Annotated in this window: 12 protein-coding genes; 8 read left to right on the top strand and 4 right to left on the bottom strand. The window is 68.3% G+C overall.

Annotated features, from left to right (window positions below; genetic code table 11):
* Positions 1-714, bottom strand: a 714-nt coding sequence (locus NN4_RS38140) for a hypothetical protein (protein WP_147141386.1), incomplete at its 3' end; no start/stop codon positions are given.
* 207 nt (positions 715-921) lie between these two features.
* On the opposite strand from NN4_RS38140, the gene NN4_RS38135 reads away from it, so the two are divergent.
* A complete protein-coding gene (locus NN4_RS38135; protein ID WP_135233082.1) occupies positions 922-2,094 on the top strand; it encodes an acyl-CoA dehydrogenase family protein in 1,173 nt (390 codons plus the stop codon).
* A 9-nt stretch (positions 2,095-2,103) separates the two neighbouring features.
* Complete coding sequence (locus NN4_RS38130; RefSeq protein WP_147141383.1) at positions 2,104-3,231, top strand: acyl-CoA dehydrogenase family protein; 1,128 nt, start codon at positions 2,104-2,106, stop codon at positions 3,229-3,231.
* Between the two features lie 38 nt (positions 3,232-3,269).
* Here the strand turns inward: NN4_RS38130 and NN4_RS38125 are convergent, their stop codons facing one another.
* Entirely contained in the window at positions 3,270-3,773 is a 504-nt protein-coding gene (locus tag NN4_RS38125; protein ID WP_147141380.1) for a hypothetical protein, read from the bottom strand.
* Positions 3,774-4,067: 294 nt separating this feature from the next.
* On the opposite strand from NN4_RS38125, the gene NN4_RS38120 reads away from it, so the two are divergent.
* On the top strand, positions 4,068-4,358 hold the full coding sequence (locus NN4_RS38120) for a hypothetical protein (protein WP_107659044.1): 291 nt from the start codon (positions 4,068-4,070) through the stop codon (positions 4,356-4,358).
* 108 nt (positions 4,359-4,466) lie between these two features.
* On the top strand, positions 4,467-5,300 hold the full coding sequence (locus tag NN4_RS38115; RefSeq protein ID WP_147141377.1) for a GNAT family N-acetyltransferase: 834 nt from the start codon (positions 4,467-4,469) through the stop codon (positions 5,298-5,300).
* A 39-nt stretch (positions 5,301-5,339) separates the two neighbouring features.
* Here the strand turns inward: NN4_RS38115 and NN4_RS38110 are convergent, their stop codons facing one another.
* Together NN4_RS38110 and NN4_RS38105 are read right to left on the bottom strand one after the other, a co-directional pair.
* The gene (locus tag NN4_RS38110) at positions 5,340-7,121 is read right to left on the bottom strand and encodes a serine/threonine-protein kinase (protein ID WP_147141374.1); all 1,782 of its coding nucleotides are present in this window, start codon (positions 7,119-7,121) and stop codon (positions 5,340-5,342) included.
* 3 nt (positions 7,122-7,124) lie between these two features.
* Entirely contained in the window at positions 7,125-8,927 is a 1,803-nt protein-coding gene (locus NN4_RS38105; RefSeq protein ID WP_147141371.1) for a serine/threonine-protein kinase, read from the bottom strand.
* A 308-nt stretch (positions 8,928-9,235) separates the two neighbouring features.
* Between NN4_RS38105 and NN4_RS38100 the strand changes: the two genes are divergently transcribed.
* Genes NN4_RS38100 through NN4_RS38090 form a run of 4 tightly spaced genes read left to right on the top strand, consistent with a single transcriptional unit; the run spans position 9,236 to position 12,364 of the window.
* Entirely contained in the window at positions 9,236-10,006 is a 771-nt protein-coding gene (locus tag NN4_RS38100; protein WP_147141369.1) for a deoxyribonuclease IV, read from the top strand.
* 59 nt (positions 10,007-10,065) lie between these two features.
* Positions 10,066-11,283, top strand: coding sequence for a CaiB/BaiF CoA transferase family protein (locus NN4_RS38095; RefSeq protein WP_147141366.1), 1,218 nt, complete (start codon positions 10,066-10,068; stop codon positions 11,281-11,283).
* The gene (locus NN4_RS45440; RefSeq protein WP_159080695.1) at positions 11,280-11,438 is read left to right on the top strand and encodes a hypothetical protein; all 159 of its coding nucleotides are present in this window, start codon (positions 11,280-11,282) and stop codon (positions 11,436-11,438) included. The genes NN4_RS38095 and NN4_RS45440 overlap by 4 nt, the downstream gene beginning before the upstream one ends.
* Positions 11,435-12,364 (top strand): hydroxymethylglutaryl-CoA lyase, encoded by a 930-nt coding sequence (locus tag NN4_RS38090; RefSeq protein ID WP_147141363.1) that lies wholly within the window; start codon positions 11,435-11,437, stop codon positions 12,362-12,364. The genes NN4_RS45440 and NN4_RS38090 overlap by 4 nt, the downstream gene beginning before the upstream one ends.
* Positions 12,365-12,450: the final 86 nt, after the last annotated feature.

Here is a 12,450-nt window from a genome sequence, read left to right as displayed (position 1 = left end):
CGGGGCCGGGCCGATCTCGGTCCCGTTGGGGCCGGGCGCGGTCAGTCCGGGACCGGTCGTGTTCGCCGGATTGCTCGGCTGGTGCACCGGCTGGTCCGGCACCATGAAGGTGCCGACGGTCGGCGTCATCACGCAGTTCGCGAACGGGTAGTTGATGATGCCCCACATCGAGGCAATTACCGTGCCTGGTCCGCTGTGCACCGTCTTGGACAGCGACGGCAGGCCGTACTCGGTGAGGTCGTCGAGCGAATCGATGCCGCTAGCGCCGTTGTTGATGTTCACCCAGGCCACGACGAGGCCGGAGGCGAGCGGCGCGCCGGTGTGCGCGGGCGTCGCGCTGAACCGCAGCGTGCCCGGCGCGATATTGAGGTCCTGGTTGTTACCGGCACCGTCGGTGGTCGCGGCCGCGATGATCGTGGTGACCGGGCCGACGCTGCCACAGCCGAAAGTGGGTGCGGCGTAGGCGAACGGGGTGAAGGCGCTTGTCACGTGGCGCAGTCCGGCGACGTCGGCGAGCTTGGTGTACTGCGTCAGCGCGCCGACACCCGCCTGCACGGTCGGGTCCGGGCCCGCGATCTCGGCAAGATGGGTCAGGCCGGCGTCCACCGGTGCCGGTTCGGGATCGGCGGTGGCCGGGCCACCCAGGGTCAGTGCCGCGCCGATGCCGAGAGCTGCCACGGCCGTACTGGCTCGTGCGATGGTCCTGCCGTTCACTCGAACTCCTCGATACGCAAAGTCTCGGGGTCCCCAACCCACGTCCAGCAACGTACCAGTTCGTCCGAGGTGCCGCCCAGGTAGCGCCGGTGTCCACCCCTGGTTGACGCCCGCCGAGCGTGTCCTACCTGTGTGATCCAGTCGACAGTGGAGGATTACCGGAGGGTAGGTTGGACTCGGACGTACGAGACACAGACGGAGCTGCGTATGAAAATAAGCCTGTCCCCCGATGAAGTCGCCTTCCGCGACGAACTGCGAAACATCTATCGGACCGAGATCCCCGCCGACATCCGTGAGCGCTTCAAATACGGCAGGGAGCTGTCCCGCGACGACATCGTCCGCTCGCACAAGGCCCTCAACGACCACGGCCTCGCGGTGCCGAACTGGCCCGTCGAGTGGGGTGGCAAGGACTGGACCCCGATGCAGCGCCACATCTGGCAGGACGAGATGCAGCTCGCCTCGGTGCCGGATCCGCTGACGTTCAACGCCCAGATGGTCGGCCCGGTGATCGCGCACTTCGGCTCGCCGGAGCTCAAGCAGCGCTTCCTGCCGCCCACCGCCGCGCTCGACATCTGGTGGTGCCAGGGCTTTTCCGAGCCCGACGCGGGGTCGGACCTGGCCTCGCTGCGCACCACCGCGGTGCGCGACGGCGACTCCTACATCGTCAACGGCCAGAAGATCTGGACCACCCTGGCGCAGTACGCGGACTGGATCTTCTGCCTGGTGCGCACCGATCCGAGCGCGCCGAAGAAGCAGGCGGGCATCTCGTTCCTGCTGTTCGACGTGAAGTCGCCCGGCGTCACCATCCGCCCGATCAAGTTGATCGACGGCGGCTACGAGGTGAACGAGGTGTTCTTCGAGAACGTCCGGGTGCCCGCCGATCAGCTGGTCGGCGAGGAGAACATGGGCTGGACCTACGCCAAGTTCCTGCTCGGCAACGAGCGCACCGGTATCACCGGCGTCGGTCGCACCAAGGTGAAGATCGGCGTGGCGAAAGAGTATGCCGCGCAGACCAGGTCGGGCAGCGGAACCCTGCTCGAGGATCCGCTGTTCGCGGCGCGGCTCGCCGAACTTGAGAACGAGCTGCTCGCGTTGGAACTCACCCAGCTGCGCGTGGTCTCGAACTCCTCGGACGGCAAGCCGAATCCGGCGTCCTCGGTGCTGAAGCTGCGTGGCTCGGAGTTGCAGCAGGCCGCCACCGAGCTGCTGCTCGATATCGCGGGCCCGGACGCGGTGCCGGTCGGCGCCGACGACATCGCTTCGCCCGGGTGGGCGCAGCGCAGCGGTCCCAGCTATCTGAACTACCGCAAGACAACCATCTACGGAGGCTCCAGCGAGGTGCAGCGCACCATCATCGCCTCCACGATCCTCGGATTGTGAGGCGCCGCCATGGATTTCGATCTCACCGATGAACAGGAAATGCTGCGGGACACGGTGCGTGAGCTGCTCGCTCGCAACTACGACCCGGAGACCAGGCTGAAGGTGACCGACACCGAACTCGGCTGGAGCCGTGAGGTGTGGCAGCAGCTCGCCGAACTCGGCGTGCTCGGACTGACTTTCAGCGAGGACGACGGCGGCGTCGGCGCGGGCCCGGTGGAGACCATGGTGGTGCTCGAGGAGGTGGGGCGCAGGCTGGCGCCGGAGCCGATCCTCGATGCGGTGCTGGTCCCCGGCGCGCTGATCACCCTCGCGGGCAGCACCGAACAGCGGCAGCGCGTGCTGCCCGAGGTGGCCTCGGGCAGCAAGCTGCTGGCCTTCGCCCATGCCGAACCAGGCGTGCGCTGGCCGTCCACCGAACTGTCGACCACCGCTGTGCCGCAGGGTGATTCGTACGCGCTGACCGGCATCAAGAATCCGGTGACACACGGCGACTGCGCCGACGAGCTGGTGGTCAGCGCACAGCTGCCGGGCGGCGGGACCGGGCTGTTCCTGGTCGCCGCCGACGCCCAGGGCGTCAGCCGCAAGGCCTACCGCACGGTGGACGGGCAGCGCGGCGCGCAGATCGAGTTCGATCAGGCCGCTGCCGAACTGCTCGGCGGCGATGGTGATGCGGCCGAGGCGATTCGGGCCGCACAGGGCCAGGCGCAGGCGAGCCTGTGTGCGGAGTCCATCGGTGCGATGGAAGAGGCGCTGCGGTTGACGACCGATTACCTGAAGCAGCGCAAGCAGTTCGGGGTCACCCTGTCGAAGTTCCAGGCGCTCACGCATCGAGCGGCGGACATGTATGTGTCGCTGGAACTCGCGCGCAGCATGAGCCTGTACGCCACCGCGGCCGCGGCCGACGGCGCGATCGACGACCAGGTGGCCTCGCGGGCCCGGCTCCAGGTCGGTCGCTCGGCGCGGCACATCGGCCAGGAAGCCATCCAGCTGCACGGCGGGATCGGCGTCACCGCCGAGTACCCGGTCAGTCACTACGTGGCCAGGTTGACCGCGATCGAACGCACGCTGGGCGGCGGGCTGGAGCATCTGCGGGTGCTCAGCGCGCGGGTCGGCGAGCACGAGCTGCCCGAGCTGTAAATCCTTGCGGTGGTGCGTGCTTCGCGCACCACCGCGGGTCACTCGTGGTCGGTGTTCAAACCGCCGGACGGGCTTTCGGACGGGCGGGTGGTCGGCTCGTCCGGGGTCGTAGTCGTCGGCCGCGGCCTGGTCGGCCGAGTGGTGGTCGGCCTGGTCGTCGGCGCTTCGGTCGTGGGCGCCTCGGTGGTGGTGGCCGGTGGGCGCGCGTCCTCGGACGGGGTCTCGTGCGGTGGAATCCCGTGCGACTCTTCCGGGGCCGGCTCGCCGGACGTCGTGGTGGCGAATCCGGTGAACGGTGTCGCCTGGGGCGCTTGATACGGGGCGATGCGCCAGGTCGGCGACGGCGGAATCGACACTTTCGGCACCGTCACGCTGGTGCCCGAGTGCACCACGGGCGCGACGTTCGGGTCCGACTGCAACGGTGGCGGTGCGACGTAGGTGTCCTGCTTGCCGATTCCGCAGGCGCCGACGAGGACTAGCCCGACGGAGATCGCGCCTGCGGCGATCGCCGGACCTGCGATCTTGGTCCTGGTGCTCTCCATCGGTGACAACTCCTGCTGCGGTTCGAGTGGGCATCACCTTACTCGAGCGCGGTCCACCGGGCCAGGCGAAGCGGTCGCCGCCGGTGCGTCGGACGTACACATTTTAAACGCCGGTAACTCAGATATCGAATTGGTCTCTTCGGCGTGTCGTGGGCACGTGTCGCTGTCATATGGCGCGACATGGTCGTAGCGTGTGAGCAAAGTTACGCGTGAGACGCCTGTACCCAGATGAGAGAAGCGTTGTGTGATGAACGCGGCATTGGTTCTCTGATCGGCGTCATCGAGGAGTAGATGATGGGAGCTTACTCGACAGCGTCGCAGCAGGAGTCGTCCGCAGCCGCCAAGGATGCGGTGTCGGCTTCTTCGCAGCATCTCGTGTCGAACGGGTCAGCGCGCTCGCTGTCCACGATTCTTTCGCGGACACTCGCCTGGCTGATCTTCATTGGCGGCATCGTCGGGGCTGTCCTCGGCATCGCAGGCCTACACGTCGAAATCACCGTCGCCGGACTGATTCTCGCGTGCACCGCAGGGTTGGTCCTGCTCAAACTTCGCACAGGTGGCCGTGGCGGCAACGAAACGGATTGACGCCGAACCCAACTGAGCCGTGCGCCGACTCGACCACCGGTCGATCATCGTGGCAGGCCTGGCGAGACACGCGGGCGCGCAACGCATCCGCCGCCTACCGTGGTGATCATGAGGATCGAGATCAGCACGGACGCGGCCGAGTTCCGCTCGCGCACCGAGTCGTTTCTGCTCCGTGATCCGCTGCGGCACACCGTGATCAGCACCAGCATCGCCAATCAGGTGGCCGGCCTGCAGGCCGCCGACGGCGGCTCGCGATTCCTGGCGTTGTATGGCGACGGCGCGGCCGTGGCCGGGGTCGCCATGCGGGTCGCGGACCGGGACCTGTACCTGGGCGAGCTGCCCGAGGGCGGCGCGAGCGCGGTGGCGGACGCGCTGGCCGAGGTGGCACCGGAAAGCGCAGGGGTGGAAGGACTCGCCGCCGACGCCGACATCTTCGCCAAGCGGTGGAGCGACCGCCTCGGGGTCGGCGTCCAACCGTCCTACACCACCAGGCTGTACCGGCTCGGTGCGCTGCGTACCCCCGAGGTGCCCGGGAGTCCGCGCCGGGCAACCGAATCCGAGGTCGAGCTGTGTGTCGAATGGGCCGAGGCCATGCGTGCCGAGGCCGGGATCTCGCCGGCCGGACTGGACAAGGCGACCCTCCGCAACCGGGTCGCGGCCGGACTGATGTGGTTCTGGGAGCGTGACGGCCGCCCGACAAGCTTTGCCGCCCATCACCTTCCCGTGCACGGCTGGTCCCGCGTCGGCATGGTGTACACACCGCCGCAGGAGCGCGGACACGGCTACGCCAGCGCCGTCACCGCGCACATCGCACAAGTCTTGCGCGCCGACAACTTGAACGTGTGCCTGTTCGCCGACACCGCCAACCGCACCTCGAGCAAGATCTACCAGTCCATCGGCTTCCATCCGACCCACGAATTCGTGCACCACGCGTTCGGTTGAGCGCCTGGCCCTTCCAGTCGCGGCGGGTGGTCGGCTCGCTCAGTTCAGTGGGGCGTCGGTCCACCACTGCATCAGCTCGGACTCGGTGGCGATGAAGCCCGCGCTGTACATCAGGATCGTGGCGCGTTGCGGGTCGGCGGTGAACTCCGTGATCATCCGCGGGCGCCGGGTACTGCTGTTGTGCAACGTGTAATTGGTGTAGGTGTGGCCGTGATTGGTGGCCGTGGTCCGGTCGTTGGCGGGTAAGGCGTCCAGCGCGGCGTGGACGTCGGCGGGGGAGTTGTAGAGGTAGAAGGAGAAGGCCGCTTTGTTCTCGGTGCCGCCGAAGCAGCGCCACATCACCAGCCAGGCGCCGAAGGCGGGATCCTCCTCGTCGATGGTCGGCGCGGAAGTCGGATCATAGGAGAAGCAACCTGCCTTGTTGTAGCCCGATCCGGAGTGAACCAGCTGCTGGGCAGTGGTTTTCGGCAGCATCGCCGGGAACTCGGCGCTGAGCGCCGCGGCGTTCGTGCCCACCTGGGCGGGGTCGGCGGTCGTCGCCGGTGGTGCCGAGGTCGGCGGCTCGGTGGTGTCGGCAATGGCTGTGGCGCGTGGCGTAGTCGCCGTCGTGGTGACCGTCGGTCCCGCCGAACCTGATTCGCCGCGCGAGGACATGATGAGCGAGGCGATGAGGCCGAGCACCAGAAGGACGCCGATGCCGCCGCCGAGCTTGGCGTTGGACTTCGGGCGCTGCACGGGAACCGGGCCGCGCCGGGCGGGACTGGCATCGTGCCCGTTCTGCCCCATGACGCGTTGCTGATTCAGCGGGTGAGGTGGCGCGAACTGGCTCGGCGTGGAGGACGGTGCGAACTTGTGCGGTGCGGCGGAGGGCGAGAACTGGTTCGGTGTCGAGGATGGCGTGAGCTGCTGGTGTACCGGGGATGGCGTGAACTGTTGCAGTGCCGAGGACGGCGCGAATTGCTGCTGCGCCGGGGGCGAGCCGAACTCTTGCGCCGCGGTGAGCGCACGCCAAGCGGCACCGGCGAATTCGGCGCAGGAATCGAACCGCCCGTCGGCCCGCTTCGCCATCGCCTTGGCCAGCACCGCATCCAGCGCCACCGGCAGCCCCGGCCGCAACCGGCTGACCGGCGGCGGCGGCACCTGCAAATGTCCCTGGATCACCGCGACCGGGTTGGTGGCGTCGAACGGCACCGTGCCGGTCAGTAGCCGAAACAGCGTGCAGGCCAGCGAGTATTGGTCCGAGCGGTGATCGAGCAGCGCGCCCGACAGCTGCTCCGGTGACGCGTACGCCAGTGTGGCGGTAAATGTTCCGGTCTGCGTGAGCCGCCCGGTGTCGTCGCGGAAGCGCGCGATGCCGAAATCGGTCAGGAACACCCGTTCGCCGGCGCCCGCGGTGCGTTCGAGCAAGATGTTGGCGGGCTTCACATCTCGGTGCAGCACGCCACGACGGTGCGCGAAGTCGAGCGCCTTGGCGGTCTCGCCGATGATCTGCACCGCGCGTTCCGGCGGCAACGATCGCGCCTCCACCCCGGCGGCGTCGGTGCCGTCGATGTACTGCATCGAGATCCACAGCCGCTCGTCCTCGACGCCGCGGTCGAACACGGTCACGATGTTGGGGTGATCGAGCCGGGCGACCAGGTCGGCCTCCCGCTCGAACCGAGTGCGGATCTCCTTGTCGTGGAACACTTCCGGGTTCAACAGCTTCATCGCCGTCAACCGTGGCAGGCGGGGGTGCCGCGCCAGGTACACCGAGCCCATGCCGCCGCGACCGAGCAGCCGTTCGATGGTGTACCCGGCGAATATCTCTCCGGGTTGCAGCATGGATCAGTTCAGCGGCGCCGAGCGCCACCAGCGCAGGGTCTGATCGATGGAGCCGGAGCCGTCGGTGAACATCAGGTACTGGGCACGGTCCGGATCGCCGGTGAAGGCGGTGACGATCTTCGGGCCGCCGGTGTCGTATTTGTAGTTGGTGTAGGACTTTCCGCCGTTGGTGTCGGTGGACTTGGTGTTGGCGGGCAGCGTCTTCAGCACCGCCTGCACGTCGGCGGTGGACTTGTAGACGTAGATGCGATAGAGCGGGTCGGAGCTGTCGCCGCCGCCGTAGCAGCGCCACTGCCAGGCCCAGTCACCGAACTCCGGGTCGCCCTCGCTCGGCGAGGGCGTGTAAGTGGCGTCGGTCTCCCAGCATTTGGCGCCGTTGTAGCCGACCTGCTCCGTCTTGCTGGCGGGCACCATGCGCGGGAACTCGGCACTGATCGAGTCCACGGTCGCGGGCACCGTTTTACCGGGCCCGTTCACGCCGGACGCGACCGAACTCGGTGTCGTGTCGCCGCCGGAGGCGGTCGAATCGCTGACCGCGCCGATGATGGCCAGCGTCACTACCAGCAGCACCACGACTCCGACGCAGATGCCGATGATGACGCCGACGTTGGATTTCTTCGGCGGCCGTCCGCCGACGCTGACCGGAGACATGGGCGGCGGGCCGTAGTTGTTGCCGAACTGCTGGCCCGCGTACGGGGCGGTCGGCTGCGGGGCCTGGCCGTTGCCGTACTGCGGCGCGGCCAGCGTGGCCGGTGGCGGCGTGAACGGTGATCCTGCAAGGTGATTCGGTCCGCTGGTCGGCTGGCCGTACTGCGCCGGGTAGGGCGCGCCGGTGGTCGGGGTGGGCGGTCCGGTGGTGGGGCGGGGTCCGGTGGTCGGCCTCGGCCCGGTGGTCGGGCGTGGTCCGGCCACTGCCGTCGGTGGTGCGGTGAACGGCCGCGGCCCGCCGGCCACCGGCATCGAGGGCACGCTGGGGTTGGTCAGGGCGTGCCGGGCGGCGGCGGCGAAGTCGGCGCAGCTGGGATATCTGTCCTCCGGTCGCTTCGCCATCGCCCTGGCCAGCACGCTGTCCAGCGCGTAGGGCAGGCCCTGGCGGTGGCTGCTCAGTGCGGGCGGAGCACCTTGCAGATGACCCTGGATGACCGCCGCGGGGTTGGTCGCGGAGAACGGGCCGGTCCCGGTGAGCAACCAGAACAGCGAGCACGCCAGCGAATACTGATCCGACCGGTGATCCAGCGACGAACCGGTGAGCTGCTCGGGCGAGGCGTAAGCCAGTGTGGCGGTGAAGGTTCCGGTCTGCGTGAGATGGCCGGTGTCGTCCCGGAAGCGGGCGATGCCGAAGTCGGTGAGGTACACCCGCTCGCCGCGGCCACCACCGCCGCGCGCCAGCAGGATGTTCGCGGGTTTCACGTCGCGGTGCAGCACACCGATGCCGTGCGCGTAGTCGAGGGCGTCCGCGGTTTCCTTGACGATCTGCACGGCCCGCTCCGGCGGCAGCGCCTGCGGTTGCACCGATGCGGCGTCGATGCCGTCGATGAACTGCATGGAGATCCACAGCTGCTCGGCCTCGAGCCCGCGGTCGTAGACCGTGACGATATTCGGGTGGTCGAGCTGGGCGACCAGATCCGCCTCCCGTTCGAACCGCGCCCGCACCTCCTTGTCGAAGAACATCTCCCTGTTCAACAGCTTCAACGCGGTCAGGCGCGGCAGCCGAGGGTGTTTCGCCAGGTAGACCGATCCCATGCCACCGCGACCCAGTTGCCGCTCGATGACATAACCGGCGAAAACGTCACCGCTGGCCAGCATGTCTGCTCCACTTCCCGCCGCCCGCCGGGACCCACCGACGAACAGGCGTACAGCATAAGAACGCGCGATCAGGCACGGGCCGGACCACGGAAAACATCGAAACCATAGCAGTTGTCACCGGACCGGCGGCCCGCCAGCAAGGGCGGGGCAAGGCCGGTCGATCGTCGGTCTGCAACACGGTATTCACCCCCGTTGTCGGGTCGAGCGCGCGGATACTACCGATGTATCTCGCCGGACTCGCGCGATGCAACATATCCCGGTTCGCCGTCCGCGGCTCGATGTCGGTGGTGGTCGTTAAGCTGGCCCTCATGCAGATTGGCGCACATGTCCGGCTCGACGGCGATCCGATCGGCTTCGGCGAGAAACTCGGCGCCGACGTCATCCAGATGTTCGTCGTCGACCCGCAGAGCTGGGACAAACCCACCCCGCACCCGCGGACCGAGGAGATCGTGGCCAGCCCGATCGACGTGGTGGTGCACTCGTCCTATCAGATCAATGTGGCGAGCCTGAACAATCGCCTGCGCATGCCCTCCCGCAACGCGGTCGCCCAGCAGGCCAAGGCCGCCGCCGACCTCGGCGCGATCGGTCTGGTCGTGCACGGCGGGCACGTGCGCTCGGACGCCGAGCTGGCGACCGGCGTCGACAACTGGCGCAAACTGTTCGAACGCCAGCAGGACAAGGGCGGCTTCGCGGTGCCGATCCTCATCGAGAACACCGCGGGTGGCAATCACGCGATGGCGCGGCATTTCGATTCGATCGCCCGATTGTGGGACGCCGTCGGCGATTTCGGCGCGGGCTTCTGCCTCGACACCTGTCACGCCTGGGCGGGTGGCGAGGAGCTGATCGGCGTCGTCGACCGCATCAAGGCGATCACCGGTCGAATCGACCTGGTACACCTGAACTCCTCGCGCGACGAGTTCAACTCCGGCGCCGACCGCCACGCCAACTTCGCCGACGGCACCATCGACCCTCAGCTACTCGCCGAGGTCTGCAAGAGCGCGGACGCCCCGGTCATCCTGGAAACGCCCGCCGACGGAGTGGCCGAGGATCTGGCTTACCTGCGCGAGCACGTGGGGTAGATGGGTCCCAGCGAGGTGTCGTCGTGCGCTGCCGCTGCGGCCCCTGAGACACTGGTGCGATGAGTATTCGGCCGTTGGACGGTGTTCGCGTCCTGGAGCTGGGCAATTACATTGCCGCGCCGACCGCCGGGCGCATCCTCGGCGACTTCGGCGCCGAGGTCATCAAGGTGGAGCGGCCGAAGGCCGGCGACGAGCTGCGCAACTGGCGGCTCTACGGCGGCGACACCTCCATGCTCTACCGCACCGTCAACCGGAACAAGAAGTCGATCACGCTGGACCTGCGCAGCGAAGCAGGCCGTGCCGTCGTGCTCGACCTGGTCCGCCGCTGCGATGTGCTGCTGGAGAACTTCCGCCCCGGGATGCTGGAGAAGTGGGGGCTCGGCCCGGAGGTGCTCAACGCGGCGAACCCCGACCTGGTGATCACCAGAATCTCCGGCTACGGGCAGACCGGGCCGCACGCGTCCCGGCCGGGCTTCGCCGCCGTCGCCGAAGCGGTCGGTGGCCTGCGCGAACTGATGGGCGAACCGGACCGGCCGCCGGTGCGCACGGGCGTCTCGATCGGTGACTCGATCGCGGGCGTCTATGCCGCCTTCGGCACCGTGATGGCGCTGTTCCAGCGTGAGCGCAGGCCGGACGAGACGTCGATTCCGTTGCGCGAGCGGGTCATCGACGTCGCCCTCAACGAGACGATCCTGTCGGTGATGGAATCGCTCGTGCCCGATTACCTTGCCTACGGCATCAAACGCGAACGCACCGGCGGTCTGGTCGAGGGCATCGCCCCGAGCAACGCCTACCCGTGCAGCGACGGCGTCAGCATCATTATCGGCGGCAACGGTGACGCCATCTTCCAGCGCTACATGCAGGTGATCGACCGCCCCGACTTGGCCGCCGACCCGGAACTGCACGACAACGCGGGCCGCTGGCGCAACCACGACCGCCTCGATGCCGCGATCACCGAGTGGACCAGCAGGCACACGCGCGCCGAGGCACTGAAGATCCTGGAGGCCGCGGGCATCCCGTGCGGTCCCATCTACACCGCGGCCGACATCGTCGCCGACGAACAGTACAAGGCGCGCAACATGATTCAGCAGTTCTCGGTGGATGTCGGTGCGGCGGAACCGAAGACGGTCGGCTTCCCCGGCATCGTCCCGGTGATCGGCGAACAGTCCCTGCCCATCCGCAACGTCGGACCCGATCTAGGAGAGCACACGCACGAGGTGTTGTCCGGGCTACTCGGCATGAGCGACAGCGAGATCGACGCTTTGGAGGCGAAATGAGGGAAGACCGCAGGCGACCGCCGCGACGCGGCCCACGCGACATCCGCTCGCCCGGGTTCACCCGGCCGACCGTGCATCCGAACCCCGCGGGTGTGCACGAAAAGCCGTGGGGCGGCGTGATGTGCGCGCCGCGGCAGGAGCGGGACGAACGGTGAGCTCGGCGATCCTGCGCGACGTGACCCTGCGCGACGGCTTGCAGCTCACCGGAAAGGTGCTGCCGGTCGAGCAGAAGGCCGACCTCATCCGGCGGCTGCTCGGGCTCGGTGTGCCCGCGCTGGAGATCGGCTCGATGGCCCGGCCCGACCTGGTGCCGCCGATGGCGAACACCATGGAGCTCATCGCCGCGCTGAGTCCCGAAGAGCTGCAACGCTGTTGGGTGTGGGTGGCCACGCCGCGGCACGTCGAGAAGGCGGCCGCGGCGGGGGTGCGCAATTTCCAGTACTGCTTCTCCGTCTCGGATGCGCACAACAAGGCCAATATCGGCCGCAGCACCGAGGACAGCGTCGCCGCCATGCCCGACGCGGTCCGGCTCGCCACGTCCGTGGGCGGCTCGATCCAGCTGTGCCTGGCCACCAGCTTCACCTGCCCGTTCGACGGCCCGGTCGATCCGGAGCGCGTCCTCGCCATCGCCAACGACCCGCGCACCGCGGGCGCCGACGACATCGTCCTCGCCGACACCCTCGGCCAAGCCCATCCCGGCGAGGTCGCCGCACTGGTCTCCGCCGTCCACACCCGAACCCCCCAGCGCCGCATCGTCTTCCACGGCCACGACACCTGGGGCATGGGCGTAGCCAACACCCTCGCCGCCATCACGGCCGGCGCCACGATGGTCGACGGCGCGCTCGGCGGCCTCGGCGGCTGCCCCTTCGCCCCCGGCGCCAGCGGCAACACCGCCACCGAAGACATCCTCTTCGCCACCCGCCCGGCCTGGTTCACCCCCACCACCCTCGCAACCTTGGTCGACCTCTCCGAAAACCTCCTCGCCGACCTCGGCGAACCCAACCGCTCCCGCACCGCCGAAGGCACACGATCAAAAGCCGAAGCCTTCGAATGGGTCAGCCAGCGGTCCACGGGCTCATGACATCCGGCGGCATCCGGTAAACACTCAGACAGCCGTCGGGCGGTGAAGCTCGTGTGCGCTCTGCGAGCTTTCGCTCATCGCGCGGC

Source organism: Nocardia ninae NBRC 108245 (assembly GCF_007990755.1).
Taxonomy (GTDB): domain Bacteria; phylum Actinomycetota; class Actinomycetes; order Mycobacteriales; family Mycobacteriaceae; genus Nocardia; species Nocardia ninae.
The sequence above is the reverse complement of the archived record's forward strand: the minus strand, read 5'-3'. Positions and strand labels throughout refer to the sequence as shown.

What these genes read in the sequence shown, in the direction of transcription:
- NN4_RS38100 (WP_147141369.1), top strand. Translation starts at nt 9,236, where the DNA reads ATGCAGATTGGCGCACATGTCCGGCTCGACGGCGATCCGATCGGCTTC.
- NN4_RS38115 (WP_147141377.1), top strand. Translation starts at nt 4,467, where the DNA reads ATGAGGATCGAGATCAGCACGGACGCGGCCGAGTTCCGCTCGCGCACC.
- NN4_RS45440 (WP_159080695.1), top strand. Translation starts at nt 11,280, where the DNA reads ATGAGGGAAGACCGCAGGCGACCGCCGCGACGCGGCCCACGCGACATC.
- NN4_RS38110 (WP_147141374.1), bottom strand. Translation starts at nt 7,121, where the DNA reads ATGCTGCAACCCGGAGAGATATTCGCCGGGTACACCATCGAACGGCTG.
- NN4_RS38095 (WP_147141366.1), top strand. Translation starts at nt 10,066, where the DNA reads ATGAGTATTCGGCCGTTGGACGGTGTTCGCGTCCTGGAGCTGGGCAAT.
- NN4_RS38130 (WP_147141383.1), top strand. Translation starts at nt 2,104, where the DNA reads ATGGATTTCGATCTCACCGATGAACAGGAAATGCTGCGGGACACGGTG.
- NN4_RS38125 (WP_147141380.1), bottom strand. Translation starts at nt 3,773, where the DNA reads ATGGAGAGCACCAGGACCAAGATCGCAGGTCCGGCGATCGCCGCAGGC.
- NN4_RS38105 (WP_147141371.1), bottom strand. Translation starts at nt 8,927, where the DNA reads ATGCTGGCCAGCGGTGACGTTTTCGCCGGTTATGTCATCGAGCGGCAA.
- NN4_RS38120 (WP_107659044.1), top strand. Translation starts at nt 4,068, where the DNA reads ATGGGAGCTTACTCGACAGCGTCGCAGCAGGAGTCGTCCGCAGCCGCC.
- NN4_RS38135 (WP_135233082.1), top strand. Translation starts at nt 922, where the DNA reads ATGAAAATAAGCCTGTCCCCCGATGAAGTCGCCTTCCGCGACGAACTG.